Source organism: Oleiphilus sp. HI0066 (assembly GCF_001635725.1).
In genome coordinates this window covers 1-1,488 of record NZ_LWFH01001158.1, presented here as the reverse complement: position 1 = coordinate 1,488, position 1,488 = coordinate 1, and the positions used below count along the sequence as shown (strand labels likewise).

3 protein-coding genes are annotated in these 1,488 nt (G+C 43.6%); all 3 read right to left on the bottom strand.

The genetic code is table 11. The annotated features are described in order from the left end of the window. Positions 1-707, bottom strand: a 707-nt coding sequence (locus A3738_RS15450) for an AarF/UbiB family protein (RefSeq protein ID WP_231876667.1), incomplete at its 3' end; no start/stop codon positions are given. 1 nt (position 708) lies between these two features. Then, positions 709-1,338, bottom strand: a complete 630-nt coding sequence (locus A3738_RS15445; RefSeq protein ID WP_068481732.1) for an SCP2 domain-containing protein — start codon at positions 1,336-1,338, stop codon at positions 709-711. Beyond that, the coding region (locus tag A3738_RS15440) for a class I SAM-dependent methyltransferase (protein ID WP_197473880.1) at positions 1,338-1,488 on the bottom strand (151 nt) is incomplete at its 5' end. The genes A3738_RS15440 and A3738_RS15445, both read right to left, overlap by 1 nt.

The following is a 1,488-nucleotide window of genomic DNA, read 5'->3' as shown; positions in this document are numbered from 1 at the left end:
GGCCAATATACTTCTGGGATATAAATCAGCTCTGAGTTTAAGAAGTTACGGCGGATTTGAGAGGCATTGGCTGCTTCGCGTTGCAAATCAAGTTCATCGAATATGGTTTTTTCATAATCGAGAACAATTTGTTGAGCGCGTAAGCGTTTGCCGTTTTTCCATAAAGCTTCAAGCAAGTATGCAAATAGCTTCATGAGCGACAAATCTTGCTGAATAGTCTTCTTAATGTTTGGACGAATGACTTTAACAATCACTTCCTGTCCGTTAGGCAACTGCGCACTATGCACTTGAGCAATAGACGCTGAGGCCATGACGTCTTCATCGAATCGTGAAAACACCTCAGAGACAGGTCGGCCTAAACCCTTTTCAATAAGTAGAATCGACTCTTTCTGACTAAAGGGAGGTACTTGGTCTTGTAGCTTTTTCAGCTCATTGGCTAACTCGTCATCTAATAAGTCACGACGCGTTGAAAGCAGCTGCCCAAATTTAATAAAAATCGGGCCGAGAGTTTCAATGGCTAATCTCAGACGAACGGCTTTTGAATGCTTAGGTCTTGGAAACAACTGCCAAGGAGCCAGAATAAGCAGTAATCGCAGTGAGGTAGGGAGCGAAGTTAGTGGAAGAAAGTCATCTAAGCGATAACGGCAAGTCACCCATAATATTTTGAAGGCCCTGCTTAACTTTTTAGTTCCTAAGTCGGCAGCCAAACTAACCTCGCTTGATGCGTTTCGAAAGTGATCTTACTCTTGCTTCTAGACGATCTCCGGCCAAACGGAGTTGGTCTATCGCTTCGAATTGCTTGTTGGCTAATGCGCGAGAAGGAAGTAAACGAAGTTCGTATTTTACGAACTCTTCTAGGTCTTTCACGAAGTTTTTGCTGAAGGTCTTTGCAATGGTGATGCTTTGTTTTGCGCCGCTGCTGATAAATTTTGCTGGTGTATCGCCAATGAAGTTAGCTAGCAAGCCTTCCCAGTCGATATCTAAATTATCTGCAAAACGCTGAATTTGTTGTGCGCGTACGGCATCACCAGTAAACGCAAGGTCGCCTGAGTTCAGTAGAGTGGCAGTGTCTCTATAAGCGGCCAATTTTAATAGTCCTGACAGGCTGGCGGTCATGGTGACTGTTGGAGCTTGCTCTGCAGATAAAAGTAAGATGCGATTGTTTTTTGCGCCAATGAATAGCGATTGATTTAGATTGCTAATACGTAGTTCGAGCACACAGCCATTAAGAGGCTTTAGTTTTTGTTCTGAACCTGGATCCATAGATAAGGTAGCGTTGAGTGTTTTCTCAACGCTAGGTGCGAACTGTTGGAATAAAGGTTGGCTAAAGATGTTCACTACGCCTTTACTCCGGTGTGTAGAGCAACAATGCCGCCAGTCATATTTTGATAGCGCGTATTAACGAATCCTGCCTCATCCATCATACCCTTCAAGGTTTCTTGGTCTGGATGCATACGAATAGATTCAGCTAGGTATTTATAGCTTTCA